Source organism: Luteolibacter ambystomatis, assembly GCF_018137965.1.
In the GTDB taxonomy this organism is placed as follows: Bacteria; Verrucomicrobiota; Verrucomicrobiia; order Verrucomicrobiales; family Akkermansiaceae; genus Luteolibacter; species Luteolibacter ambystomatis.
This window is the reverse complement of the sequence record NZ_CP073100.1, coordinates 62,323-86,147: the sequence shown is the minus strand read 5'-3', so window position 1 is coordinate 86,147 and position 23,825 is coordinate 62,323. Positions and strand designations below refer to the sequence as shown.

Annotated in this window: 15 protein-coding genes; 11 read left to right on the top strand and 4 right to left on the bottom strand. The window is 62.8% G+C overall.

All coding sequences use genetic code 11. The features are described 5' to 3' along the window. Window positions 1–14 precede the first annotated feature (14 nt). The 5 genes from KBB96_RS00295 (at window position 15) to KBB96_RS21115 (ending at window position 7,702) form a co-directional block, all read left to right on the top strand. Entirely contained in the window at window positions 15–656 is a 642-nt protein-coding gene (locus tag KBB96_RS00295; RefSeq protein ID WP_211631495.1) for a DUF4159 domain-containing protein, read from the top strand. Between the two features lie 26 nt (window positions 657–682). Further along, window positions 683–4,786: a HEAT repeat domain-containing protein gene (locus KBB96_RS00290; RefSeq protein ID WP_211631494.1), complete on the top strand. Its 4,104-nt coding sequence runs from the start codon at window positions 683–685 to the stop codon at window positions 4,784–4,786. 120 nt (window positions 4,787–4,906) lie between these two features. Continuing rightward, on the top strand, window positions 4,907–6,232 hold the full coding sequence (locus KBB96_RS00285; RefSeq protein ID WP_211631493.1) for a UDP-glucose dehydrogenase family protein: 1,326 nt from the start codon (window positions 4,907–4,909) through the stop codon (window positions 6,230–6,232). Between the two features lie 63 nt (window positions 6,233–6,295). After that, window positions 6,296–7,534, top strand: a complete 1,239-nt coding sequence (gene rsmB, locus KBB96_RS00280) for a 16S rRNA (cytosine(967)-C(5))-methyltransferase RsmB (protein ID WP_211631492.1) — start codon at window positions 6,296–6,298, stop codon at window positions 7,532–7,534. Between the two features lie 45 nt (window positions 7,535–7,579). After that, window positions 7,580–7,702 (top strand): hypothetical protein, encoded by a 123-nt coding sequence (locus tag KBB96_RS21115; RefSeq protein WP_264176980.1) that lies wholly within the window; start codon window positions 7,580–7,582, stop codon window positions 7,700–7,702. Window positions 7,703–7,994: 292 nt separating this feature from the next. Here the strand turns inward: KBB96_RS21115 and KBB96_RS00275 are convergent, their stop codons facing one another. Together KBB96_RS00275 and KBB96_RS00270 are read right to left on the bottom strand one after the other, a co-directional pair. Further along, window positions 7,995–8,462 carry an NUDIX domain-containing protein gene (locus KBB96_RS00275; protein WP_211631491.1) on the bottom strand — a complete coding sequence of 156 codons (468 nt, stop codon included), beginning with the start codon at window positions 8,460–8,462 and terminating at the stop codon, window positions 7,995–7,997. Between the two features lie 50 nt (window positions 8,463–8,512). Next, window positions 8,513–8,923: a cupin domain-containing protein gene (locus KBB96_RS00270; protein ID WP_211631490.1), complete on the bottom strand. Its 411-nt coding sequence runs from the start codon at window positions 8,921–8,923 to the stop codon at window positions 8,513–8,515. An 85-nt stretch (window positions 8,924–9,008) separates the two neighbouring features. Between KBB96_RS00270 and KBB96_RS00265 the strand changes: the two genes are divergently transcribed. Further along, entirely contained in the window at window positions 9,009–9,530 is a 522-nt protein-coding gene (locus KBB96_RS00265; protein ID WP_211631489.1) for a hypothetical protein, read from the top strand. A 15-nt stretch (window positions 9,531–9,545) separates the two neighbouring features. Here KBB96_RS00265 and KBB96_RS00260 read toward each other — a convergent pair whose 3' ends face one another. Then, window positions 9,546–11,063: a translocation/assembly module TamB domain-containing protein gene (locus KBB96_RS00260; protein ID WP_211631488.1), complete on the bottom strand. Its 1,518-nt coding sequence runs from the start codon at window positions 11,061–11,063 to the stop codon at window positions 9,546–9,548. Window positions 11,064–11,223: 160 nt separating this feature from the next. Between KBB96_RS00260 and KBB96_RS00255 the strand changes: the two genes are divergently transcribed. From KBB96_RS00255 to KBB96_RS00245, 3 genes are all read left to right on the top strand, one after another. Continuing rightward, on the top strand, window positions 11,224–12,147 hold the full coding sequence (locus KBB96_RS00255; protein WP_211631487.1) for a sugar phosphate isomerase/epimerase family protein: 924 nt from the start codon (window positions 11,224–11,226) through the stop codon (window positions 12,145–12,147). A gap of 103 nt (window positions 12,148–12,250) precedes the next feature. Then, complete coding sequence (locus KBB96_RS00250) at window positions 12,251–13,420, top strand: PQQ-dependent sugar dehydrogenase (protein WP_211631486.1); 1,170 nt, start codon at window positions 12,251–12,253, stop codon at window positions 13,418–13,420. 137 nt (window positions 13,421–13,557) lie between these two features. Beyond that, on the top strand, window positions 13,558–14,745 hold the full coding sequence (locus tag KBB96_RS00245; RefSeq protein ID WP_211631485.1) for a substrate-binding domain-containing protein: 1,188 nt from the start codon (window positions 13,558–13,560) through the stop codon (window positions 14,743–14,745). A gap of 12 nt (window positions 14,746–14,757) precedes the next feature. Here KBB96_RS00245 and KBB96_RS00240 read toward each other — a convergent pair whose 3' ends face one another. Next, window positions 14,758–20,895 carry a beta strand repeat-containing protein gene (locus tag KBB96_RS00240; RefSeq protein ID WP_211631484.1) on the bottom strand — a complete coding sequence of 2,046 codons (6,138 nt, stop codon included), beginning with the start codon at window positions 20,893–20,895 and terminating at the stop codon, window positions 14,758–14,760. 470 nt (window positions 20,896–21,365) lie between these two features. On the opposite strand from KBB96_RS00240, the gene ilvB reads away from it, so the two are divergent. Both ilvB and ilvN read left to right on the top strand, forming a co-directional pair. Then, window positions 21,366–23,093: a biosynthetic-type acetolactate synthase large subunit gene (ilvB, locus tag KBB96_RS00235; protein WP_211631483.1), complete on the top strand. Its 1,728-nt coding sequence runs from the start codon at window positions 21,366–21,368 to the stop codon at window positions 23,091–23,093. A 122-nt stretch (window positions 23,094–23,215) separates the two neighbouring features. Further along, a complete protein-coding gene (gene ilvN / locus KBB96_RS00230) occupies window positions 23,216–23,758 on the top strand; it encodes an acetolactate synthase small subunit (RefSeq protein WP_211631482.1) in 543 nt (180 codons plus the stop codon). Window positions 23,759–23,825 lie beyond the last annotated feature (67 nt).

Sequence of the window (23,825 nt, the reverse complement as noted above, 5' to 3'; positions counted from 1 at the left end):
AATCCCTCACGCCGATGAAAACGATCCTCCTTCTTCTCACCCTCGCGCTTCCGCTTTCCTTGTTCGCCAAGGAAGGCGCGGTGGAATGCGGCAATCTGATCTACGCGGGCACCAAGACCTCGAAGTGCTTCAGCGACGAGTTCCTCACCACCGTCCAACAGAAAACCTCCATCGCCACCGAACGCCGCTTCAAGCCGGTGAAACTGGCGGGCGAGGAGTTGTTCAAGTTCCCCTTCGTCATCATGACCGGCGAGGGCGACTTCATCCTCACCGCACAGGAACGCGACAACCTCAAGAAGTATCTGGAGAACGGCGGCTTCCTGCTGGCCTCCGCCTCCTGCTCGAACGAGGCATGGCGAGGCGCCTTCGAGCGCGAGGTGAAGCGGCTCTTCGGCAACGATTCGCTCAAGGACATCCCGCTGGACCACGACATCTACAAGACGGTCTTCACGATCAAGGATCTCAAGCTCTCCCACTCCACCGGGGAGTCGAAGCTGCGGGGCGTGACATTGAAGAACAAGATCGTGCTCGTGTATTCGCCGGACGGCCTCAACGACACCTCCCATACCGAAGGCTGCTGTTGCTGCGGCGGCAACGAGATTCTGAACTCGATGGAGATCAACGCGAACATCCTGGCCTACGCCCTCCTTCACTGAACCGGGCCATCCACCTTTCCGAACGCGTGCGCTTGAAATCCGTCATCCTCCTGCTGCTGGCCTCCGTCTGGACCGTGTCCGGACAGGAGCCCGCGCTACCGCAGGCGGCACCACCCGCAGCGGCTTCCGCGCCCTCGCCGGAAGAGGCATTCAAGGCCCAGCTCGCTGCCTACACCAAGGGCGACCGCACGACGGAGCGATTGGCGGAACTGCTGCCCCAACTCGCTGATCCAGCGCGGCGCAATGCCGTGCGCACGGCCATCGATGATCCGTTTCCGGCCTCAGCGCTCGCCGGGTCGTTGCGGCATGCCTCGCTCGCCGTACGCCTCGGTGCGCTCGATCTGTTGGAGGAAAAAGCCGGCGGTGATTTCGGTTTCAATCCGTGGGCGGAGCCTGCCTCGCCGGAAAACGAAGCCCCCCTCGCCCGCTGGGGCCAATGGAGCGCATCCACTGCCGGGAAGCCCGAAGAGGCCAAAGGCGACGGCAAAAGCAGGGCCCTGCTCTCGGACGACCAGCGCCGCGGCTATCTCCGCGACCTGTTGGGGCAGGACAATGACAAGGCCACCCGCGCGCGCCACATGCTGGAGGCGGACGGTTATGAATCGGTGGGGTTCCTTGAGGAATTCCTCAAGGCCACTCCGGCGCTGCCGCCGGGAGGCCGCGCTCAAGTACGACAAGCGCAGTATCAAATCGTGCTTGCGCCGCGCTTCGGCCCCGGCACTTCCGAGATCGCGCGGAACCTTGCCTTCGGTTCACGCGACCAGGTGCTCGCCGCCATTGCCACGGTGAAAGAAGCGGGACCGCTGGCCCTGCCCATCCTGCGGGATTTCATCAGCCATGATGATCCGCTGGTCCGCGAAACCGCCATCGACTCGATTCTCGCCGCCGGAGGTCCGGATGCCGTGCCGCTGGTGGCACCGGTCTTGGAAAAAGAACCGGATGTGAACGTCATCCACGGTGCCCTGCGGCGGCTGAAGGACATTCCCGGAGCACCCTCCGCAAAGCTCGCCGCATCCTACCTCCACCATCCGGATGAGGATCTGCTGGTCTCCGCCATCCAGGCCTGCCTGAAGCTCGCGGGCGGTGACTCGTCCCGCTCCATGTTTGGCTCGGAGCGGGGGAAACCATCGTCGAACGACGGTGAGACGGAAATCATCGCGACCCTCTCGGACCCACGCTGGCGGGTCCGCGTCGCCGCGCTGGAATACATCGGCATGCGCCACGTCAGCAAGGCGTCCGACGCCGTGGTGAAACTGCTGGACGATCCGGACACCTTCGTCCGCTTCGCCGCGATCAAAGCCTCCGCCGCGCTGGGAGCCAAATCCGCAGCCCCCAAACTCAAGACCGCTCTCATGGCGGACGAGTCCATGGTCGGACCAGTCCTGGAAGGCTATGCCGCGCTGAAAATGAAGCCGGATCGCGAGATGATCGACCATCTTGCCAAGGCCTCGCCGGAAGCCCGTATCGCGGCCATCCGGGCCGCAGAAACCGACAAGGACCTCACCCCGATCGTCCTGCGCTTTGCCGCCGATTCCGATACTGATGTAGCATGCGCGGCTCTGCGTTTCCTCGGCTCCGATGATGACCGCGTGAAGCAGAATGAGATTTCTTCCGCACTGGTGCAGGCGCTCCGCTCCGGCCAGCCCGAAAGACGCATTGCCGTCCTGGGCCGGCTGAAACTGCCGGAGGCGAAAATCAACGATCCTGCCGTAAGCCGCCTGCTCGGGATCGCCTTGGAAAGCCAAGCCACAAAGACCTCCCTCGACCCTCTCTACGACGGCTTCCTGAAGCCGCTCGGCACCGTCACCGAATCGGATCTTCCCGGCGTGCCTGCGGCCAACATTCCCGCCGCACAAGCCGCCCTCATCACCGAGCTGTCAAAAATCGCAGCCGAGGATGCTGCCGCCGAATCCACTTTTTCCGCCGCTCTCGCGCTGGCCCGCGCGGGCCATCCGGAAGGCTATCGCGCTCTCCTGCGCCTGCTCCCCGGTCTCAACACCGCCCGCAAGGCCGCCATCGCCGGCAATATCAGTTCGCCCTCGCATCGGGATGCCCTGCCGTTGCTCGCCACCCTGCTGCGTGATCCGATCGAGGAGATCCGCTCCGCGGCCGCATACGCCGCGTTTTCGAACGAGAACGCCCCGGCTTTCACCAAGCTGGTGCTCGATGAACTTTCGCGACCGGAAACGCCGCTGCGGCCCTATGAGGTCTACAGCTATCACTTCGAGTCGGTGGCCCGCAGCCAATCATGCGGTCCGCCGCTGCGCGTTTGGGCCGGGCAGATGCTGGATAACCGCGACTCATCCTCCGCCGCCAAAATTCTCGCCTGCATCGCCATGCGCGAAGCTCCGGGAGGAGCGGTGCCGCAAAAACTCGTCGATCTGGCGCGCGGCTCGTCCGATCCCTGGGTGCGGCGCGCAGCTTCTCAAACCGTCGGATGGAGCAAACCATCCGCCTGGAAAACCCTGGTGACCCAACTCGCTGCGGATGCTTCGCCCTTTGTCCGCGAAGTCGTGCCTGCCGTGGTCAATCGCAACCACATCACCTGGCTCCATCATTTTGACGATGTCCATGAAACCCGGGACAACCGCTGGTCCTACAGCAGTTCGGAGCGCCCGCCTTCTCCGGATTCGGAAACCGTGGCCGCGCTGGAACGGCTGTCAGCCGCATCGGAAGTTTCCGCCTCGGTTCGTTTCAATGCCCTCTTCGCCCTGATGGTGTCCGGGAAGCCCATCGATGTGGAGGCGATGGTGCAGTTGCTCCGCCAACAGCCCGAGCATGCGAACGTGGACCGCAATCTCGCCGATTGGTTCGAGAAAACCGCCAGCCAGGTCGGCCCAGGTCTGCGACCGCTGTTCTCCGTTATCGATACCGACACGATCGACGTGGAAAAGATGGCCATCCTCCGCAAACGCCTGAATCCGAAGGGAACGAGCGAAAAGTTTCCAACCAGTTTCGCCGACCTCTCCTCCGGAGCTCCGGCCACAACCGAAACCCAGCAGGTCGCCCCCGCCGCCACCGAGCCCGCGGCCAAGGTGGAACGCAAGTCACTGCCCGTCGTCTTTTTCTTCAAGCCCGGCTGTCAGGAATGCGCCAAGACCCGCGAGATGCTCAAGGGCGCGCAGAAAGACTTCGCCACCCTCGTCGTTGAAGAACACAACATCCTCGAAGCCGATGCCGTCGTCCTGAACCAAGCCCTTTGCGAGCGCTTCCGCGTCCCCTCTCTGAAGCACAACATCGCCCCCTCCGTCTTCACCCAGTCGGGCTATCTCATCACCACCGACATCGAGTTGTCCAATCTCCTGGGGCTGATCGCCAAGACCGCCAATACCCCGCAGGACGATGCGTGGAAAGTCATCGCGCAGCCTCAGATCGAGGAAGCGAAGCAACAGGTCACCCAACGCTATCAGGCACTGACCGTGCCGGTGGTGATCGGAGCGGGGTTGTTGGACGGCGTGAATCCCTGCGCCTTCGCGACCATCATCTTCTTCCTCTCGTATCTCCAGATCGCCCGCCGCACCCCGCGGGAAATGCTGCTCACCGGCGCGGCCTTCATCCTCGGCGTGTTCCTCGCCTATCTCGCCGCCGGGCTGCTGCTCTATCGCGTGCTGGCCACGCTCCATGAGCGGTTCTCCGGTATTCAGACGTGGCTCAATGTGATCTTCGCCGCGCTGGCACTGCTGGCCGCCGTGCTCTCTTTCCGGGATGCGATGCGTGCCCGTGGCGGACGACTCGATGAAATGACCCTCCAGCTTCCCGGCTTCCTGAAGGATCGCATCCGCGGCGTCATCCGCACCGGTGCCCGCGCGCGGCGTTTCGTCATCGCGGCTTTCGTCGCAGGCGTCGTCGTGTCCTTCCTGGAACTCGCCTGCACCGGTCAGGTATACGCCCCCATCGTCTATCAGATCCAGCAGGGCCAGCTCGATGCGGTGGCCATGCTGGTGCTTTACAATCTCGCCTTCATCGTCCCGCTGGTCGTTATTTTCCTTCTCGCCTATGGCGGTCTGCGCAGCGACGCCCTGATCGCGTTCCAGAAAAAGCACACTTTTACCGTCAAGCTGGCCCTCGCCGTCCTGTTCCTGCTGCTGGCCGCCTTCATCCTGTTCGGGGACCGCCTGCTGTCGCATTGAGGGATTCCCGCGGTCCTTCGCCTGAATTCCCTTTTGTGACGGACTCGTGACCAACCAGTCTTGTCACGCCCTCCCATCCCTGCTATCCCGCCGCGGGCCATTCCGCTTTTTCCCAACTCCATGAATCTCACCATCATCGGCACCGGCTACGTCGGGCTCACCACCGGTACCTGCTTCGCGGAAGTGGGCCATCATGTGACCTGCGTCGACAACAACCCGGAAAAGATCGAAACCCTGCTCGCCGGACGCATCCCGATCTATGAGCCGGGCCTTGAGGAGTTGGTCAAAAAGAACGTCGCCGCCGGCCGGCTCAAGTTCACCACCTCCACCGCCGATGGCGTGAAGAGCGGTGACGTGGTCTTCATCGCCGTGCCCACCCCTCCCCAGCCGGATGGCTCGGTGGACCTTTCCTTCATTGAAAAAGTCGCCCGTGAGATCGCGGAGTGCCTGACTCCGGAAATCGGCTACCGCGTGATCGTGGACAAGTCCACCGTCCCGGTGAAGACCGGTGAAAAAGTCGCGGAAACCGTCCGCCGCTACGCGCCTCAGGGTGTGGAGTTCGGTGTCGTTTCCAATCCGGAGTTCCTCCGCGAGGGCTGCGCCGTGGACGACCTGCTCCACCCGGACCGCATCGTCATCGGCTCGAACGATGACCGTGCGCTGGCGCTGATGCACAAGGTCTACGAGCCGTTCGTGGCTCCGGTGCTCGTCACCGACATCAATTCCGCAGAACTCATCAAGCATGCTGCGAACTCGTTCCTGGCGCTCAAGATTTCCTACATCAACGCCGTCTCCGCGATCTGCGAAGCCTCCGGCGCGGATGTCGAGAAGGTCGCCGAGGGCATCGGCACCGACAAGCGCATCGGCCGCCAGTTCCTCAATGCCGGCCTCGGCTACGGCGGCTCCTGCTTCCCGAAGGATGTGAAAGCCTTCATCGCCATTTCCGAATCCCTCGGCACGCCCTTCGGCCTGCTCAAGGAGGTCGAGCGCATCAACGGCGACCAGCTCGAGCGCTTCCTCGCCAAGATCCGCGAGAAACTGTGGGTGCTGCGTGAGAAGAAAATCGCCTTGTGGGGTCTCGCCTTCAAACAGAACACCGACGATGTTCGCGAATCCGTGGCCATCCGCGTCGCCAAGAAGATGATCGCGGAAGGAGCCACGCTCATCGCGTGGGACCCGGAAGCCATCGAAACCTCGAAGCGCTTCAGCGGCATCACCGAAGGCATCGAATACGCCCCGGACATGCTTTCCGCACTCGATGGGGCGGATGCACTGGTGATTGCCACGGAATGGAGTCACTTCGCCAATGTGGATCTCACCGAGATCAAGAAGCGCCTGCGCACCCCGCTGGTCTTCGACGGACGCAATCTCCTCGATCCGGCGGCCGCCGCCGCAACCGGACTGGAGTACCACTCCGTCGGTCGTCCCGCCGCGGGCAGGCACTGACGCCCGGACCGGAAAAGGGTTGTCGGCGGCGGCCGGAGGGCTCATAGCGTGCCTCCGCCGCTCATGCCCGCCAGGAATTTCCACGTCCGCCAAGCCGCCGTCTCCGCCCTCCGAGCGTGGGCGAAAGGCCATGACTATGCTGAGACGTTGGTCGAGCGCCACGCCCACCGCCGCCAGCTTTCCTCGCAGGACCGCGGCTTGCTCCAGGCGATCCTGCTCGGCGTCCTGCGCAACCGCCGCCTGCTCGACCACTGGATCGGCAAGCTGCGCAACGGCAAGCTCGATCCCGATACCCGCGACATCCTGCGCGTAGGCCTGTGCCAGCTCTACATCCTCGGCCTGCCCGACCACGCCGCCGTTCACGAGACGGTGGAGGTGGGCAAGGCGAATGTCCGCGGCCTGATCAATGCGGTGCTGCGCCGCGCGACCACCTCCCGCAAGCGCCTGATGGATGATGTGGCGGAACTCGCTCCCGCCATCGCCCTTTCCCATCCCGATTGGCTCTACAACCGCTGGAAGGCCGCCTTCGGCAAGGCTGACACGCTGGTCCTGATGGATTGGAACAACCAGCCTGCCGAAACCTTTGCCCGCGTGAATCCACTCCGCCCCGGCGAGGAAGAAATCCCCGGCACTCCGGTGGAGGGAGCCGACGGCTTCTACAAGCTGGAAGGGCCTCTGCCCGGCGCGTTGCTCGCGTCCGGCCGGATCTACATTCAGGACCCGGCGACCCGCCACGCGGTCGAGCTGCTCGACCCGAAGCCCGGCGAGCGCATCCTCGATGCCTGCGCCGCCCCCGGCGGCAAGTCCTTCCTCATGGCTGCAGCCATGGGTTCGGCCGCCACGCTCGTCTGCACCGACTCCAACGAAAAGCGCCTGCCGCGCCTGCGCGAGAATCTCGAACGGCTCGGTTGCGAACCGGCGGAGGTTGCGGTCCACGACTGGACGCAACCAGCTCCAGCGGAATGGCACGGTGCCTTCGATGCCATCCTGCTCGACGTTCCCTGCTCCAACACCGGCGTGGTCCGCCGCCGCGTGGACGTCCGCTGGCGTCTCCAGCAGGATCACATCGACGCCCTGCTGCGCGTCCAGCGCCGCATCCTTGAGAATGCCCTGCCCTGCCTGAAGCCAGGCGGCCGCATCGTCTATTCCACCTGCTCAATCGAGAAGGACGAGAACGAGAATCAGGTTTCCGCATTCCTCGCCGATCATCCCGGCGTGAAGCTCAAGGAAACCCGCCAGGCGTTCCCATTCCGCAATGGAACCGACGGCGCCTTCGCCGCGCGGCTTGAAACTTCCTCCTGAACGCCGGAGACTGCCGCCCACATGAAATCCTGTTTCGGCCTCTCCATGGTTCTCCTCGTCATCCTTGCGGTGCTTGGGACCGCCGGGCTGATCTGGTATCTCAGCGCGAATTCCAGCTTCTCCCGCAAAGAGGCTCCCGCCCCCGCCGCTCCGGCACGTCCCCACTGAGGGTCCGGCAGGTCCTCCTGCGACTCACGAAATTCTAACAGAATTTTGTAAAGTTTCGCACGATTCCTTCGTTTCCAATCTGCTCCTTCCCTTGAAGGAACAAGGCGCGGGCCTTATGCAGACCCGCGCCTCAATCACTATCCCCCCAAAGGAACTGAGAAGGTTCTTTGTGGAATCCGATCTCCCCCCAGACACCGGATCCCAAACCTTCCCGGTTCGAGGATGTTTGTAAAGTTCTCCAAATTTTCCCGGATGGCAACTTTTAAATGCCGGTCCTATAAAAATTACAGGTTTACAAAAGAACTCCGAAAAAGTCGCGCATCACCCGCCGATAGACGTCGCGTTTGAAGGCGGGCAGCCACTCCAATTCGAACTCGTCCGGGGCGATCCAGCGGTAGGAGGAGAATTCCCGCGGCCTCTGATCCACATTCACCTCCGGGGCCTCCGGACGGACATGACAGAGGAAATAGGTCTGGGCCTGGCCGTGGAAGCCGTGCTTCTTGAGCTTCTTGCCACGGGCCTCCGCCGGATAGAGGTAGCGGTAGCCGTCCAGCATCCGCACCACCTCGTAATGGCGCGGCAGCAGACCGATTTCCTCACGAACTTCGCGAAACAAGGCATCCTCCAACGACTCGCCCGCGTCCACGCCACCCTGCGGAAACTGCCAGGCTCCGGGGAGGGTGGAACGCTCGCAAATCAGAAGCTGACCCAGGTCCGGGCGGACCATCAGGGCCGCCACGTTCGGACGAAAACGCACCATGCGGGAAACCATGAAACCACCCTCAGGGGGAAACAACCCCCAAGTGACTCCTATGCGTCATCCCGTGGGGCCGCATCGAAATGGAGCGCCAGCCAAACGACGACTCTGGAAACCTTCATCTCCGCCGTCCGTGGGGCCGCATCGAAATGGAGCGCCAGCCAAACCGCATCTTCCGATGCTTCCTCCACCCGATGCTGCAAGCGCGCGGGAATGAGAACATGATTTCCCGCCACCAATTCCATCCGTCCGCCGGGTTCGAACGCCAACACGGCGCGTCCCGCCACCAACAGCACCCACTCATCCCGCGGCTGGTCATACCAGAAGCCTTCCGGGCTCGCCTGGCCGCGGGAGACGATTTCCTCCAGTTCGAACGCCGGATGCGCGATCAAGCGATGGAAAGTTTCCTCCCCCGGTCCCATCACTCCGGATGACAAAACCTGCTTCACGGGTCCGTTGATCATGGACGGCCATTTTTCCGGAATCTCCCCGCTTGGCAAGATTTCGGAATACTGGCCAAAACCATCCGCCCATGACAGGGTTCCCATCATGATGAAAGCCTTCGCATTTTTCCCTCTCGCCGCCCTCCTGCTGTCCGCTCCGCTGCATGCGCAGAACACGGACCCCAGCGGCGAAACCAAAGGCACCGAAACCGAAGGCCCGCGCCGCTTCTGGCAGGCCACGCTGCCCGGCGGCAGCTACATGGTCGCCCTCGATCGCATCTGCTCCATCAGCGAGCAAACCTACATCGTGGACGGCGGCGTGGTGGTACATGAGGTCAACATCGACACCAATGGCCAGGCGCTGGCCCGCTTTTACTACCTCGAACCCCCGTCCACCAATACCAGCACTCTCAACGAAGCGGTGGACCGCGCGAAGCAACTCCTCGATGAGGCGGGCAAACGCACCGGCACCGATACCCAGACGATGGTGCTGAAGAAATTCCCCGAAACCACGCACGCGAAGTGCATCGAGTTCCGCATGACCAGCCGCGAGGAACTCGACGCCCTCATCAAGAGCGCGAAGGATGCCTGGGAGAGCGGCAAGGGCCGCAAGTTCAGCGTGAAGTAAAGGCCATCGTGCCCTTCATTTTTTCTCCGGTTCCTTGTCATCAGGAGCCGGAGGTGGTGGCGGTGGATCGTTCCCCAACAAGCCGTTGAGGATGCCACTGGCCTGGTTCACCACCCCGCTGGCCTTGTCGAGAGCCTTCACGCCCTTTTCGACGGCGTGCTCCACCTTTTGAGCGGTCTTGGAGGGATTGTCGCCCACCACCTGCTGGGTGAACTTCAGCACCTTCTGGCCCGTTTCCGGCAGCACCTCCAGCATGCGGATGCCTGCCGCGGCGATGAGGCGATCGCTGAGATCTTCCTTCGGATCCGCCAGCGTGCCGGTGATGCGGAGCGGTGCCCACAGCAGGCCGTTCGGGCCGGGCTGGAACACCACTGTCTCCGCTCCGGGGATGGTGGCCAGCGTGCCCGGCATCAAGCCGAGCATGAACTGGCCGTCGAGCGCCTCACCGCGGATCTTGAGATTTCCTTCGAGGCGAATCAGTCCCTCGCTCGCCAGCACGACCTTGTCCAAATCGATCGCGTCCTTCTGCCACGCCCAATCGGCATGGGCATCCGTGAGTTGGATAACACGGAAGCGGCGCGTGTCCGCATAGGCGGAGAGGACATCCAGAAACGGCAGCGCGGTGAGCGTACCACCCTGGATCGAGAGCCTGCCATGCGCCTGCGTGTCACCCCGGCGACCCTCCACCATGAAGGTCGAATCCACGGTGCCGGACAGGCGTTTCACCCACGTCTCGCTGAGAATTTCCGCACAAGCCAAATCCGCCACCTTTCCATTGAAGGCATGCGCTCCGGTCAGGCCGTTCCACTCGCCATCCGCGGTGAGCTGGCCGCGGCTGCCTACCTTGGCCACCGCATCGGTGAGGAAGATCTCCTTGTCCTGATAGCGCAGCTTCAAATGATCCACCGTGACCGGCGGCACGTAGCGCCAGGGCACCAGTATCTTCCCACCCTGCACGTTGGCACGATAAGCGCGCTTGGGCCCCGCGGGCTCCACCTTGACCTGCATGCCCGCCACCGAGGCTTCGCCGTGGCTCAACAACACCCGGCCGTTGAGCTCCTGGATCGTGAGGTCATCCAGCACGATCTCGGATGGCAGCCAGCCGTTCTTTTTCGCTTCGGCGGTGTGTTCATCCACCGGCGGATGGGTGTCCTTCACCTCCTGGCGGGTGAGAGTGCCGGGCCGGGCATCGTAGGTCGCCGCGATGCGACCGACATTCGCGCCGCGCACGTGCCACTCGCCTTTCGTCACACCATTCAGGCCCACCTCCAGGTGCAGGTTGTCGGCACGGAGGTTCTTCACCTCACCTTCTCCCTCCGCGCTGAAGGCGGAAGTGTCCACCTGCAATCCATCCCAGTGGAATGGAGAAAACTGTCCCGGCACGCCCAGCACCCGGCTCGCCTGTTCCGAGAGCAGGACCCGGAATCCCTCGCTGTGCAGATACCGGCGGACGCCCACATAGGCCAGCACCAGGATCAGAAACGCGCCCACGCCGAGCACGGCGGTGATCCGCCCCATCCATCCGCGTTTCACGGTTTCCCCACGGCGTTTCCTCGCTCTCCGGCTACTCATGCTGGAAACGTAGCGAAAGGCCTCCGCCCCGCAAGAGTCCAGAACATCACACGGTGCATCCCGCAACGCCCCGCCTCTTCGCTTGATTCCACGGGTTCGATTCCGGAGTCTGCTCCCACGCATGCCCGCTTTCTCGACTTGCTGGAACAACAGCCGCCACTCGGACGGTGAATCCATGATCGAGGAAATCGTGGCGCTTGGTTTCCGCAGCATCGAGCTGTCGCACGGCATGACCATCGCGAAACTGCCGGGCATCCGGAAGGCCTATGCGCGCGGACTCTTCACCTGCTCCGGCGTTCACAACTACTTCCCCTCGCCTGTGGAAGTGATGATCGATGCCCCGGACGCCTACGAATACACCTCCCACCGCCCGGCCGACCGCCAGCGGGCGATGGACATGACCCTCAAGACGCTGGAGCTGGCCGCGGAATTCCAAGCGCAATACGTGGTCCTGCACATGGGCTCGGTCCCCATGAAGTCCTCGAAATGGACCCGCCCGCTCACCGCCATGGCCGGGGACGGAAAGCAACTCACATCGGAGTATGCGAAGGAGAAGATCTCCTTCGTCAAAAAGCGCGAGAAGATTGCTCCGCTGTATTTCCAGCGCGCCATCGAGGCGCTGGAAGCCATCGCCGGGAGAGCTGCTGAACTCGGCGTGAAACTCGCGGTGGAATCCCGCTCACGCTTCGAGGACATGCCCACGGAGCGGGAAATGATCCGCCTGCAGGAGACCTTCGCGGACAATCCATGGGTCGGCTACTGGCACGACTTCGGACACGTCCAGCTCAAGCACAATCTGGGCCTGCTCGACCACGGCCAGTGGCTCGAAAGGATTTCCCCGCACCTTATCGGAGGTCATGTCCACGATGTCCAATGGCCCGCCCGGGACCACCGCACGCCCTTCACGGGTACGCTGGACTATCCGGATCTGATCCGCCATTTCCCCGCCGGATGTCCGCTGGTATGGGAACTCTCACCCACCCGGGACGCAGCGGAGATCCGGGATTCGCTCGCCGTCTGGCAGCGGATGTTCCCGGACCGCTGAACCTGGAAACGGCAGACGACTTCCATCCCTACTCAATGAGGTGGTAAGAAAGCCGTGCAAGCTTCCGTTGCATGCGGTTGGCTCCCCTCCATACTCACCGATCATGTTCTCCAAAGCCTTCCTCCTCACCACCGCCCTGGCCACCACGTCCGCGTGGGCCGGGATCACCGTTGAAAAAGTCACCGACAAGTTCGAGCGCCCCGTCTGGGTCGGCCAACCGGCCGGCATCACCGACAAGCTCTGGGTCATCGAACAGGTCGGCAAGGTCTGGATCGTCGATGCCAAGACCGGCGCGCATTCCGAGCAGCCGTTCCTGGACATCGTCAGCGATGTCAGCCGGGCCGGGAATGAAGAGGGCTTGCTGGGCCTCGCCTTCGCACCGGATTTCAAGACCAGCGGCAAGTTCTACGTGAACTACACCGACCGCACGCCGGGCAAGGCGATGACGCGCATCGCACGGTTCACCGCGGACACGTCCACCCTTTCCAAAGCGGAAGCTTCCACCAAGGAAACCCTGCTTTCCTTCGAGCAGCCGTACCGCAACCACAACGGCGGATGGATCTCCTTCGGGCCGGACGGCATGCTCTACACCGGCGCTGGTGACGGAGGCGCGGGAGACGATCCACAGGGCAATGCGCAGAACCTCGGCTCGCTGCTGGGCAAGATCCTCCGCATCGATGTCTCCGGCAAGGAAGGCTACACGGTGCCCAAGGACAACCCCTTCCTGAAAACCACGGGCGCGAAGCCGGAAATCTGGGCCTGGGGCGTGCGGAATCCGTGGCGCTGCTCATTCGACAGCAAAACCGGTGACTTCTGGATCGGCGACGTGGGACAGAACGTGTGGGAGGAAATCGACTACATGCCCAAGGGCAAGGCCTCCGGAGCGAACTTCGGCTGGCGCCTGCGTGAAGGCGTGGTCGAGAACCCGAAGAAAGGAGTCGGCGGCCCGTCTCCCAAGGACGCCGTGGACCCGGTCTATGTTTACAAGCATGGCGGCGGCAAGGACCAAGGCCTGTCCGTGACCGGCGGCTATGTCTATCACGGCCCGGTCAAGGAGCTCCAAGGCCGCTACGTCTTCGGCGACTACCAGAACCCTCGTATCTGGTCGTTCAAACTGCGGGGCAACAAGGCCGACGATCTCGAGGATCACACCGATGACCTCCAGCCGCAGGGCAGCCGCATCAATCTCATCTCCTCATTCGGCGAGGACAATTCCGGCAACCTCTACATCGTGGACCATACCGGTCCGATCTACCGCGTGACCGCCAGGTAAGATCGCCTCACCAGTCATTTGCAACGAAGCCCGCGCCGCAAAGCGGCGCGGGTTTTTTGCATTCCGGCACTTTGGTTCCTTCCGGACACGAATACACTTTTCCATGTGATGCCGGATCTCCTAACATTGCCGGGATCATGCAGACGCGGGTGGACGCTCCACAGAAATCCGGCATCCTGATGTTGTCCCTGGGCTACTATGAGGTCCAACTGCACGCGGGCATCGCCGCCTGGGCGAAGGACCACGATTGGGAACTGGATACCGGCATTGTCTTCCGCTCCAACCTGCCGCTGCCGGATGAGCGGACGCATTGGTCGGGCGTACTTGCCACCATCGACCGGCCTGAAGTCGCGGACTGGGTGCGGAACCTGAAGTGCCCGGTCGTCCGCATGCTCGAAGCTGGATCTCCGGCACTGGGCGAAAAGGTCGCCGGCATTCCCAAAGTCGAGTGCGATTGCGAGTCCATCGGCGCGATGGGGGCCCGGCACCTGCTCACCCTCGGCAATGTGCATTTCGGTTTCTACTGCCACACCGGCGGCCACGACGGACGGGCCATCGAGCGCGGCTTCCTGCGCGCCATGCGGGAGGCGGGCAAGGAACCGTTCACGATCGACTTCCGCCCCGAACATCCGGAACTGGCCATCGGCACCCCCAGCCCACGGGAAGCGTGGATGGAATGGCTCGCGGGAAAACTCGCATCCATTCCCCTGCCTGCGGCGATCATGGCGGAGGACGACCGCTTCGCCCTGGTGCTGGCGCAAACAGCCCGCCGCATGGGCATCAGAATCCCCACCGAACTCGCGATCCTGGGCGTGGATGACAACCGGCTGCTGCTGGGCTCCTCACCCATCGGCATCTCCTCCGTGGACAGCGATCTGTGGGCGGTGGGCTATCGGGCGGCTGATCTCGCCGCCCGTTTGATTTCAGGAGAACCGGCACCGACCGCACCGGTGAAGATCCCGGCACGCCAGGTGATCGTGCGCGAATCGAGCACCACCTTCCACGGACATCACCCGAAAGCGGACGCGGCCTTGCGCTACATCCGCGAGCATTTCCGCAGCCCGCTCAGTGTGGAATCCGTGGCCAACCACGTGGGCCTCAGCGCCCGCGGGCTGCAGAAGATCATGATGAAGGAAGCCTGTCCCTCGATCCACCAGGAGATCCTGCGCCTGCGGTTGGACGCCGCCGAGCAACTGCTGACGGAAACGAATCTCAAGCTGGAAGCCATTGCCGCGGAGACGGGCCTGGGGAACGCGAAGAACCTGTGCCGCGTGTTTCTCAAACACCGCGGCACAACTCCCCGCCAAGCCCGCCGGAGCAACTGATCGCTCGTTTTCTCAGGCCACCCGGCGGCGGCGGAACATCAGCAGGACACCCAGTCCACCAAGCAGCGCGACCCCCGGCTCCGGCACGACGGTAAGCGTGACGAACTGTCCGCCCACGTAGTCGCCGGTGAAATTCTGCCCGGGAGTCGCATTCTGGTAGTTGATGACCCAGTTGTTGTTGAGGGCCTGGAATTGCTCACCTTCCGTAAGAGTGTCTCCGGAGAAGGTGAAGTAACCGCCGTTCCAAGTGCCCGTGTAGTTGACGATGGAAAACACCGTGCCATCCGCGAATGGAGCCGCAGGTGCCAGAGTGGCGAGATCCGTGAGGGTCAGGGTGACAACCCCGCTCAAGTCGAGATTGCCATTCGCCACCAGCAGGTCCGCACCGGAGGAAACGGCCACGGAGGAGTCCAGCTCCACCGCAAAGGTCGATCCGGTATTGAAAGCCACCGCTCCCGTGGAGAAGGACTCCACCGAGGCACCCGGAGCCAGCGTACCGGTGACACTCACCGCACCGCCGATGCTGCCGGTGCCACCGAGGGTCGCACCGCTGGCGACACTGACGGCGCCAGTGGCTCCCGAGCTGTTGCCATTGAAACGAAGCGTGCCGCTACTGACCGTGGTGGTGCCCGAATAGTTGTTCACCCCGGTCAAAGTCGTCGTGCCGCTACCGATGTGCGTCACCGCACCCGTGCCGCCGATCGCGTTCGAGACGGTCATGGCATTGCTGCGATTGAACGCCAGAGTGGCGTTGTTGGCCACCGCTCCGGTCCCCAGCGAACCCGTGGTCGAGCCGCTGCCGATTTGCAGCGTGCCGCTCGTGATCGTGGTGGTGCCGGCGTAGGTATTGGTACCGGTGAGAATGGTGGTGCCGGCCGCGATCTTTCTCACCACTCCGGTGCCGGAGATGTTGTTGGCAATGGTGTGCGAATCGCTGCGGTTGAACGTGAGCGTCGCGTTGTTGACCACATTGCCGGTACCGAGCGTGCCCGAGGTGCCGCCGTTTCCGACCATCAGCGTTCCCGCCGCGATGTTGACGTCGCGGGCGAAGGTGTTGTTGCCGGAGAACGCCACGGTGCCAGCACCCGCCTTGGTGAGAACGCCGCCAACCGCATCACCGCTGGCGGACGGCTTGATCACCGACTGGATATCAAGATCGATGCCCGACGCGGTCGTGCCCTGCTCGACATTGAAGGTCGTGTTGCCCTGGCGGAGCGCGGCCAGAGTGACCCCGCTGATCACGGAGGTGGTGGATGATGCGAAACTATTGAGTCCCGAGGCACCGGCAAAGAAGTCAATATTGCTGCCCGCAATGCCGGTGATGGTGGCTCCCGTCATGTTGATCACCGCACTGCCCAGCGTCTGGTTCGACGTGGTATTCACGTCCAGGTTGCCGCCGAGAAGGTTGATCGCGGAAAGGCGGGTGGTGCCATCATAGCCGGTGGCATCACCGGTGCTCAAACGCAACACGGCTCCGGTGTTCACGGTGGCGATCCCGCGGATGGTCCCGAACTGGCCGCCGCCGCCCGTGAGATTCAGAACCCCTTGTTCGACATACGTGCCACCCGTGTAACTTGCCTGGGTGGTGATGTTCATCGTGCCGGCGCCTCTCTTGGTGAGGGCGCCCGCCGCCGACCCTTGGTCCGCGGACTGGTTCAAAAGCGCCACGGAAACCGTGAGATCGACATTGGCATTTCCGGTGACGTCCGCCACCTGGAACAGGACATTCGGTCCGAGCTGGATGCCATTGCTGCTCGATCCAGTGGTGGTGATCTGGGAGGCCGTCGTGCCTTCCACGAAGACGGTGGCATTCGCTCCCTGGGTGTTGTTCTGGAGCGTGCCGAGGTACATCGCGGTGTAGCTGCCGCTGGCACCGTTCTGGGTGTTGAGCGTGCCGCCGTTCAGCCAGATGTTGCCCATGCGCAACGCGGCACCGGACGTATTCTGGAGCGTGCCGCCGTTGACGTAGAAATTGCGGGTATTGGCGGTGCTGTGGTTGGCGGAGCTGGAGATTTCCAAGGTACCGCCGGTGTTCACGATGAACGACTGTCCGGCCGTGGAACCGAACCCGCCGGAACCATTGATCGAACCGACGAGCTTGCCGCCATTCACCACGACGCTGCCGGTGAAGTTGGTATTGTTCGCCGACAGCGTGAGGGTGCCGGTGCCGTTCTTGACGAAGGTGCCCGAAGATCCACTGCCAAACGCGGTGGCCAGCGTGACATTGTTGCCGTTGGTGTCGAAGGTGCCACCACCCGCCCCGATGGTCACCGTGCGCCCGCTGGTGATGTCCACCGTGCTGCCCGTCGCCCACTGGAGCCCGCCGCCACCCATGGTGATCGCTCCCGTTCCCAAGTTGGCGGAAGTCGAGAAGCGGGCAAGGCCGCCATTGAGGTAGGTGGTTCCGCTGTAAGTGTTGGTGCCGGTGAGAATGAGTGTGCCTGCACCAGCCTTGGTCAGAGAGGAGGCGGAGGTGTTGTTGGCGATGGTCGAGGCGATCGTCAGCTCGCCGCCAGCGGTGGTGTTGTTCTGGTGAATGACCAACTCTCCACCGGCGGTGGCCGCCGTGAGCGTGCCACCGGTGATCTGCGTGGCGTTTCCACCCACCGCCGATCCCACCAGCAAAGCCGCGGCGGTATTGGTGCCGGTCAGCGTCAGTGTGTTCGCCTGTGCCGTCCGGAAAGACAGGCTGTTGACGGTGAAGGACGCCGGTGTCGGAGAAGCCGCCGTAACGTTCGTATTGATCGTTCCGGTACCGGAGTAGTCGTCGTTGATATAACCGGAATAGGCGGAGATGGTGCCGCCGGAAACCGTCGCGAAATCATTTCCGTTGACCGTCGCATACGGCAGCAGACCATTGGTAAGAGTCGGCGAAGCGGTGAGCGTGGAACCCGCGGCCAACGACAGGCCGAGCGTGGCACCGGTGTTGCGGGTGACGGTTCCCAACGTGAGGCCCACCGACCCGGAGGACCCCGGTGTCAACGTAATGGACGAGCCGCCCGCATTCAGGGTGGTCGCACCCAGTGTCTGGGTATTGGCCGTGGAAGCCTTGCCGACGATGGTCAGGTTTCCGCCGGCGAAGGTCGGAGCGCTGCCGCTGTTCAGCATGTTGCTGGTCAGCGAGGAAGCGGAGTAATCGAGGATGAAGGAACCAGCGTTGAGCACGGTCGATCCCGTGTAACCGTGAGCGGTCGAAGTGGTGGACCGCAGGGTGCCAAGACCGGATTTCACCACGCTCGTTCCGCTGACGATATTCTTGGAAATCACCAGATCGTTCGCGACCGGACCGTCGTTGACCAGGAACGTGGTCGTATTGGTCCCCGTGCCGTTGATGCTGTAACGCAGGTCGATGGTGGACGCGGTGGCGGACGGAATCACGTTGATCGTCCGGCTGCCGCTGTTTCGGAATTCATTGACGCCGCTGATCGTTCCGCCCGCGAGATCGAGGTTGCCGGCATAGAATTCCGCATTGCCCGCGGAGAAGGTGCCGCCCAGCAACTGGATGTTCGTCGAGGTGCCTACACCGAAGACGTGGGTGGTGGTATTGGTCACCGTGCCGCCCGAGTACACGAGCAGACGGCTGGATCCGATGTTCTGGCTGTTGCTGACGGACAGTTGCAGCGTACCGCCTTGAACAACCGTGTCCCCGCTGTAGGTATTCGCCGATCCCCCGCTCAAGGTCAGGGTGCCGCTCTTCACCACCACGTTGCCCGCGCCGGTGATGGCGTTCGACATGGTCGCGGCATTGGTGCGGGTGTAGATGAGATTGTTTCCGTAGCCGCCGAAATTGACGGCACCCGTTCCCACCGAGCCGGTGGTGCCGAAATAGCCGATCTGGATACCGGAGTAGATGTTCTGGTTCCCTGTTCCGATCGTGGTAACGCCGGTGTAGGTATTGGTTCCCGCGAGAGTGGTCACTCCGGAGGACGTCGTTGTAAGAGCGCCGCCCGTACCGGTGATCGCTCCGGACAGGATCAGCGGGCCGAACCCGCTGTCCACCGAGAGCGTGGTCCCGGAGGCGATCCCCACCGCATTCCCCAGATTGACAAATGGACCACCACTGGCACTCGCCAGCGTGGCATTGGCATCGACAGCAAGGGCACCGGTGCCGAGCGCGAGGTTGTTCCGCACTCTCAGCACGCCGCCAGACAAGGTGGTGCCGCCGCTGTAGCTGTTGGTTCCCGAGAGCGTCAGGTCGTTGCTTCCGAACTTGGTGAGGGAAACCACCCCGGTACCGTTGTTGGTAATGGTGGAGTTGACGGAGATCGAAGCTCCGCGCGTGTTGAAATCCAGCACCCCGGCGGTGTTGTCCGTGCCGCCTGCCGTGAGAACCCCGGCATTGACCGCGGTGCCGAAGGTGAGAGCACCGCCGCCCGTCGCAGCCAGCACCGATCCCTGGCCGCTCAGGCGCAGGGTTTTGCCGGTGGTGTCGAGCGTCACCGCGCCGGTGGCCGTCTGGGTGACTGTCGCGGCATTGGTGACGGTGGAGCCCAGGGAAACGGTTCCGCTCGCTCCTGTCAGGCGCACGTGGTTGGCTGCCGCATCCGCGATCGTCCCGGCCACGGCTGTGTCCGTATAGGTGACGCCGATGAGATTGTTGCCGCCATCCTTGGTGACCAGCGAATTACCTCCGAGAGTAAGCCAGGAACCAAACGCCCCACTCGCGGTGGTAGCGGTGGAGGTGGATGCAATGCCACCGCTGCCAAGATTGAGAGAAGCTCCGGTATTGCGCGTGATGGCCCCGAGAGAAAGAGTCGCAGCTCCGGAGGGACGGGTGATCGTGGACGCCGTGGACGCGGAAAGCACTGTCGATCCGACCACTTCACCATGGGAACCATTGGCCAGGCTCAAGGTTCCTCCACCCAGCGTCAGAACGGAAGCGTCACCCAGCTTGCTGGTATCGTTCGTTCCATAATCCAGCACCAGGGTCCCCGCATTGACGGTGGCCGCCGCGGTGTTGGTGCCGGTCAGTGTCAAAGTCGAGGCTCCCGCCTTCACCAAAGTGCCATTCGAAACGGCACCGCTGATGGTCACCAGCGAACTGGTGGTAAGAGTTCTGGCAGCCGCGCCGAGATCCACTCCTCCTGTGAACGTCAGGACACCGGTATTCGTGGCATCACCGAGCGTGACGTTTCCTCCCACGGTCACCGCATTGCCGAGGGTGCGGTCTCCCGCCCCGGATGCGGCGTTGGAGGAAAGCGTGCCGCCATTGAGGGTCAGTGAACCGGCGGAATTGATCCCGTTGGCCCCGATTCTCATGACACCGCCGCTGACCTTCCAGTTGCCGCCCGCGGCATCCGTGCCATTGACCACCGTGGTTCCGCCTTGGTTGTCATACGTGCCGGCATAGCCGGACAAGCTGCCGGTGAGGTTGAGGGTGCCACCGTCCGTGCGGTTGAGATTGCCGCTGCCGGTGATCGCTCCGGAGAACGTGGTCGTGGTCGAGCCGTAGAGACGAATGGTTCCACCGCCCGCCTGCACTTGGATGGCGCGGGTGAGGGTCGGCCCCGTGCCACTGGTCGTGTCCAGCAGTCCGCCTCCGTTCAGGATGATGGCATTGGCAGCATTGCCGAAAGCGGCATCCGAGGAATAAGCCACCAGGCCCGAAGTGATGGTCACATTGCCGGTGAACGTATTCGTTCCTCCCAGTTTCGTGACCGAACTGTTGCCGCCACCGCTGGCACTGAGGTCTCCGTTCGATGCGATCGTGAGACCAGCACTGCCCGCGATCACCGAATTGATGGTGAAAGTTTTGCCAGTGGTCGTGCCCCAGGCCGAGGTATTGATCGAGCCTTGGCTGGCCCCGAAGTCAAGCGTGCCACCCGTGAGAGTCAGGTTCGTGACCTCGCTGTCCACGATGATGCCCGCGAGCGACTGCGTGCCGCTCACGGTCACGATGCGGGTGCCGGTGAAATCCGTGCCCGCCGCGAACTCCGCCGTATTCCCAGCGACCCAGGCACCGGCCGCAGACGCGCCGGAGGCATCGGTGGTCCAGTTGGCGGTGGAGCCATCCCACGTACCGTCGGCATTGCCGGAACCGGTCGTGGCACCATTGGTGTCCCACCACTGGATGGCTGCGTGGCCGCCGAGGGTGAGTGCGATGTAACTGCCGAGGACTGCCGGTAAAAACCGGCTAAAACGAGGTTTCATCTGGGAGGGGAGAACAATGAATGAACGAACAGAGCAAAAGCGTCCGCGACACGAAGGTACGCAGGGCCCGGAGAACGAAGGCAAAGACGCGGCTTACATCAACGCACGGCCCCGTGGGACGGGGGACGTCAGATTCCGCGGCTCAAACAGCACTGACAAAAGGAAGGAAGGTTTCTTGGTTAACATGCAATGAGCCCGCAGCGTGTGTGTCATTCATTCGTTAGACAAGCCCCCTCGATTCCCAAAAAGGGAACCCCGTTCTCAAAAAGGGCCCACCGAGAACAATCCCCGCCACATTCAGGCCCCATATTCCCCCAAAACCCAAAGACACCCAACGCGGCTTTGCGCTTCATTTGGCAATTTTCGAGTAACGCACTGAATATTTTGGGCAATTTTGCCCGAAAAAACACATTTTTCGAGTTGCCTTAGCCCGGCAAGGTGCCACTTTCGCCGCCCAGACCCCTGTTTTTATGAGCACACAACCACTCGACGGTGCACAGGCCTTGATCAAGACGCTCGACGATCTCGGCATCGAATACATGTTCGGCTACTCCGGCGGCGCGGCGATTCCTATCTTCGACGCGCTCGAAACGATCAAGACCAAGCTGAAGTTCGTCCTCGTCCGTCATGAGCAGGGTGCCGTCCACATGGCCGATGGCTACGCCCGTGCCACTGGCAAGCCCGCCGCCGTGCTGGTGACCTCCGGCCCCGGCGCAGGCAATACCGTGACCGGCCTGATGACCGCGATGATGGACTCGGTGCCGATGATCGTGATCAGCGGCCAGACCGTGACTTGGATGCTCGGCAAGGACGCTTTCCAAGAGGCGGATATTTTCGGCATCACCATTCCGGTGGTGAAGCACAACTACCTGGTGAAGGACACCAACTCGCTGCCGCGCATCGCCCGCGAGGCCTACCACATCGCCACCACCGGCCGCCCCGGCCCGGTACTGATCGACGTGCCGAAGGACGTTTCCGGAGCAGCCTTCACCGGCGACCTGAATCCGCCGTTCAACCTTCCCGGCTACGATCCGTCCGGTGACTTCAAGATCGACCGCAGCGCCATCGAGGAAGCCGCCACCCTGATCTCCCAGGCCAAGCGCCCGGTGATCCTCGCCGGCCAGGGCGCGATGATCGCCCGCGCCGACAAGGAGTTGCGCTACCTCGCCGAAACGCTCCACGCTCCGGTGACCTCCACCCTGCTCGGCAAGGGCGTGTTCCCGGAAACGCACGCGCTTTCGCTCGGCATGCTGGGCATGCACGGCACCGCCTACGCCAACAAGGCGATGATCGAGTGCGACCTGCTCATCAACGTGGGCTCCCGCTTCGATGACCGCATCATCGGCAATCCGTCCAAGTTCTGCGCCACCGCGAAGATCATCCACATCGACATCGATCCGGCGGAGATGAACAAGATGATCAAGCCGGACATCTGTATCGTCGGCGACGCGAAGGCCGCGCTGGCCGCGCTCAACGAGCACATCAATCCGCTTCCCACCGCCGACTGGCTCTCCAAGCTGGATGGCTACAAGAAGAAGTATCCGCTCACCTACAAGAAGCAGGGCGGCCTGCGCATGCAGCAGGTCATCGACGAGTTGTACGAACTCACCAAAGGCGAGGCGATCGTCTCCACCGACGTGGGCCAGCACCAGATGTGGGCCGCGCAGTTCTACAAGAACAGCGAGTCCTTCCACTGGTTGTCCTCCGGCGGTGCAGGCACCATGGGCTTCGGTTTCCCGGCCGCCATTGGCGCGCAGCTCGCGCATCCGAAGAAGACCGTGATCTCCATCTCCGGAGACGGCGGCTTCCAGATGACCCTCTTCGAACTGGCCACCGCCCAGATCCACAAGCTGCCGATCAAGATCGTGGTGCTGAACAACCACTACCTCGGCATGGTGCGCCAGTGGCAGGAGCTGTTCTTCGAAAACCGCGAGAGCGGCGTGGACCTCATCGGCAATCCGGACTTCTGCAAGCTGGCCGCCGCCTATGGCATCCCGTCCGTGCACATCAAACGCCCCGCCGATGTCACCCGCATGCTGGAGAAAGCCCTCGCCTACAACGACGGCCCGATCCTCATCCACGCCGAATGCGTGAAGACCGACAACGTGTTCCCGATGATCCCGGCCGGTGCCGCGCTCGAGGACATGATCACGGAGGCTCCGAAGCAGAAGATGGCCAAGCCCATCGGGTCGACGTGATGCTCAGTGCCGAGTGATCGGTGGGTAGTGATCAGACAAGAGTCCACTGCCCACCCTCATCCGGCGTCCCTTCTCTTTTCCACCACTGATCACCGTTTACGGATCACTTCCCACTTTTCCCGATGAACTCCATCATCACCACCGAAACGCCCGCGACCGCAGCTCCGATCCGCCGCGGTGCCCTGCACACGCTCTCGATCCTCGTGAACAACGAGCCGGGCGTCCTGATGCGCATCTGCCAGGTGTTCTCCCGCCGTGGTTTCAACATCGACTCCCTCGTCGTCTCCGAAGGCCGCAACGCGAACTTCTCGCGCATGACCATCGGCATCAGCGGCAATCCGGACGGCCTCGACCAGATCATCAAGCAGGTCTCCAAGCTCATCGACGTCATCCACTGCTTCGAGCACACCTCGGATGACTCCGTGACCAAGGAGCTGATCATGATCAAGATCGCCTGCGCGGAAGCCGAGCGCTCCCAGGCTCTCCACATCACCGCCCACTTCGACGGCAAGACCGTGGACCTGACCCCGAGCTCGATGATTGTCATGATCACCGGCGACTCGCCGAAGATCGACGCCGCGGTCACCATGTTCTCGCAGTTCCAGATCATCGAGACCGTGCGCACCGGCAAGGTGGTCATGGCCCGCGGCGAGCAGCCGACCTGACCGAACGAAATTCCGTTTCCCAAGCGCCCCGCCTTCCCATGGAAGGCGGGGCGTTTTGCGTCCGGTC